Annotated in this window: 2 protein-coding genes; both read right to left on the bottom strand. The window is 45.6% G+C overall.

Going from position 1 to position 2,843, the window contains the following annotated elements; translation table 11 throughout:
- Positions 1–120 precede the first annotated feature (120 nt).
- The gene (locus INF29_RS13945) at positions 121–1,500 is read right to left on the bottom strand and encodes an aldehyde dehydrogenase (protein WP_072853992.1); all 1,380 of its coding nucleotides are present in this window, start codon (positions 1,498–1,500) and stop codon (positions 121–123) included.
- Positions 1,501–1,503: 3 nt separating this feature from the next.
- Positions 1,504–2,655, bottom strand: a complete 1,152-nt coding sequence (locus INF29_RS13940; RefSeq protein ID WP_330608348.1) for an iron-containing alcohol dehydrogenase — start codon at positions 2,653–2,655, stop codon at positions 1,504–1,506.
- Positions 2,656–2,843 lie beyond the last annotated feature (188 nt).

The following is a 2,843-nucleotide window of genomic DNA, read 5'->3' as shown; positions in this document are numbered from 1 at the left end:
TAGCAGATAATCATACCACCAAGGCTTGAACGAAGTGAAAGCCAGCGTCATTTAGGCGCTGGCTCTTAATAAGCCCTTATAGGGCTAGTGCAAACCACGTCTTTTAGGCGTGGTTATGATTTATTTTAAAAACATACGAATCATAGATGCATAAAGGTCTTGATAAGGCTGATAGCGCATAGGCAGATCCAGCCATGTCTTTTTGTCTACGATGCTTTTGAAATGTGAGAATGTATCAAAACCAGTTTTTCCGTGGTAAGATCCCATACCGCTGGCACCCACACCACCGAAGCCCATTTCACTGGTTGCCAGATGGATGATAGTGTCATTGACACAGCCGCCGCCGAACTGACAATGTTTTGTGACTGCTCCAATGGTTTTGGGACTTTCAGAGAACAGATACAGAGCAAGGGGATGCGGTTTTTCGTTGATGGTCTTTATCACATCCCGCATATGACCATAGGTCAGAATGGGAAGCAAAGGACCAAAGATTTCTTCCTGCATAACAGCATCGTCCCAAGTAACCTTATCTAAAACGGCAGGCGCAATACGTAATTCACTGGCATCGCACTGACCGCCCCAAACATGCTGAGAAGCATGGAGCAGGTTTTGCAGACGATGGAAGTGTTTTTCATTGATGATCTTGCCGTAATTGGGATTTTCCAAAGGATGTTTTCCGAATTGCTTCATGATCTGTTTTTTCAGTTCGCTGACCAATTCTTCTTTTTTGCTTTCATGGCAATAGATGTAATCAGGTGCTACGCAGGTCTGACCGCAATTCAAAAATTTGCCGAACACAATGCGTTTTGCCGCCAGTTTTACATTGGCTGTGCTGTCTACAATACAGGGGCTTTTGCCGCCCAATTCTAGCGTGACAGGCGTCAGATGCTCTGCTGCATGGCGCAGGACTTCTTTTCCAACAGCCTGACTGCCTGTAAAGAAAATATAGTCAAAGGGCTGTTCCAAAAGGAAGCTGTTTTCTTTTCTGCCGCCAGTAACAACAGCTACATAGGCGGGGTCAAAACATTCTTCCAGCAATTCCTGTATCAATGCGGATGTATAGGGAGAATAAGCACTGGGCTTTACAACAGCCGTATTCCCTGCTGCCAGTGCGTCCACCAAGGGTTCGATGGTCAGCAGAAAAGGATAGTTCCATGGACTCATAATCAGTGTGACGCCGTAAGGGCTGGGCTGCACATAGCTTTTTGCGGGAAACTGTGCCAGAGGTGTTTTTACCCGTCTGGGAGAGGCGAATTTTTTCAGATGTTTCATCTGATAAGTGATTTCTGCCAGACACATGCCTGTTTCGCACATATAGCTTTCAAAAGGGCTTTTGCCCAGGTCTGCTTCCAATGCAGCGTGGATTTCTTTTTCGTGGATTTCAATGGCTCTTTTCAGCATTGCCAGTGCGTGCATACGAAAGGCAAGGGAATGGGTTTTTCCTGTGGCGAAAAAAGCCTTTTGTTTTTGTATCAAATGGGTGGTATCTGCTTTATTCATAGTTTAGTCCTCCATAATATCATAGTAAAAACGCTGTAATTCTTTTGCGTTCATAAGCTTTGGAACGGGGTACAGGGGATTGGCTTCATGGTCTGCTTTTTTGGCAAGAGAAGGAATATCCTCTGCACGGATTTCTGGCAGTTTTCTGGGAATATCCAGAAGATCCTGTAAATCCCGTACTGCTTGAATGAATTTTTCCGCACCAGCTCTATGGCTTTCCATGGGGTCTGAAATTCCAATTGCCACAGCCAGACGATGGAGTTTTCGGTAAGCATGCCTGCCGTAAGCCTGCAAAACGTAGGGCAGCAATACGGCATTAGCAAGACCGTGAGGTGTGTTATATCGTCCGCCTAAGGAATGAGCAACTGCATGAACATAGCCTACATAAGATTTGCTGAAGGCGTTTCCTGCAAAATAAGCTGCGTGGAGCATATGGCGACGGGCATTCATATCATTGCCATCGGCATAGGCTTTGGGTAGATAAGTAAAAATCAGCTTTACGGCACTGATGGCATCATGTCTGGTTTCTTTGGTGGTAGAACCGCCGATGAAAGCCTCAACAGCATGGGTTAATGCGTCCATGCCTGTACTTGCCGTAACGGCAGGCGGAAGCCCTCTTGTGACTTCTGGGTCAAGGACAGCATATCTAGGAATGAGCACAAAGTCGTTGATGGGATATTTGTGCCGGGTACGGCTGTCGGTAATGACCGCTGCCAATGTGGTTTCACTGCCTGTGCCGGCGGTGGTAGGAATGGCAATGAGCAAAGGAATCTTTTTCCATACCTGCAAAATACCTTCCATTTTGTCCAATGTTTTTCTGGGACGGGCAATCCGTGCACCTACAGCTTTGGCACAGTCAATGGAAGAACCGCCGCCAAAACCGATGATTGCCTGACAGTGATGGGCGTTGTATAATGCACGGGCTTCTTCCACCTGATCGGTAGTAGGATTGGATACAGTCTGGTCGTAAACAATGCAGCCAATGCCCGCCTGTTTCAGAGCCGTTTCCAACGGATATGTGAACTGATTTCCTTTTACGACAGGGTCAGTCACCAGCAGGATACGGGAAATGCCTTTTCGTTGGAATAGAGGAACCAATGCGTCTGTATGATGGAGCAGAGCTGGCTTTCGATAAGGCAGAAAAGGAATTGCCATATGGAAAACTTCCTGAAAGACTCTGCAATATATTTTTTTTGGAAAAAACATGATATAAACTCCTCGTATAGTATCTTTAGATACCATTATTCTTATATAAAATTTAATAGTTACTTTGTTCAATAGGCTTCATTAAACCCATGATATAATTGTCCCAGTGTCAATCAGGCAAAAGTTCTAGTCACCCC

The sequence above is a fragment of the Anaerotignum lactatifermentans genome (genome assembly GCF_014982935.1).
Lineage (GTDB): Bacteria > Bacillota > Clostridia > Lachnospirales > Anaerotignaceae > Anaerotignum > Anaerotignum lactatifermentans.
Note: the sequence above shows the minus strand (reverse complement) of the source record. Positions and strands in the feature narration are given on the sequence as shown.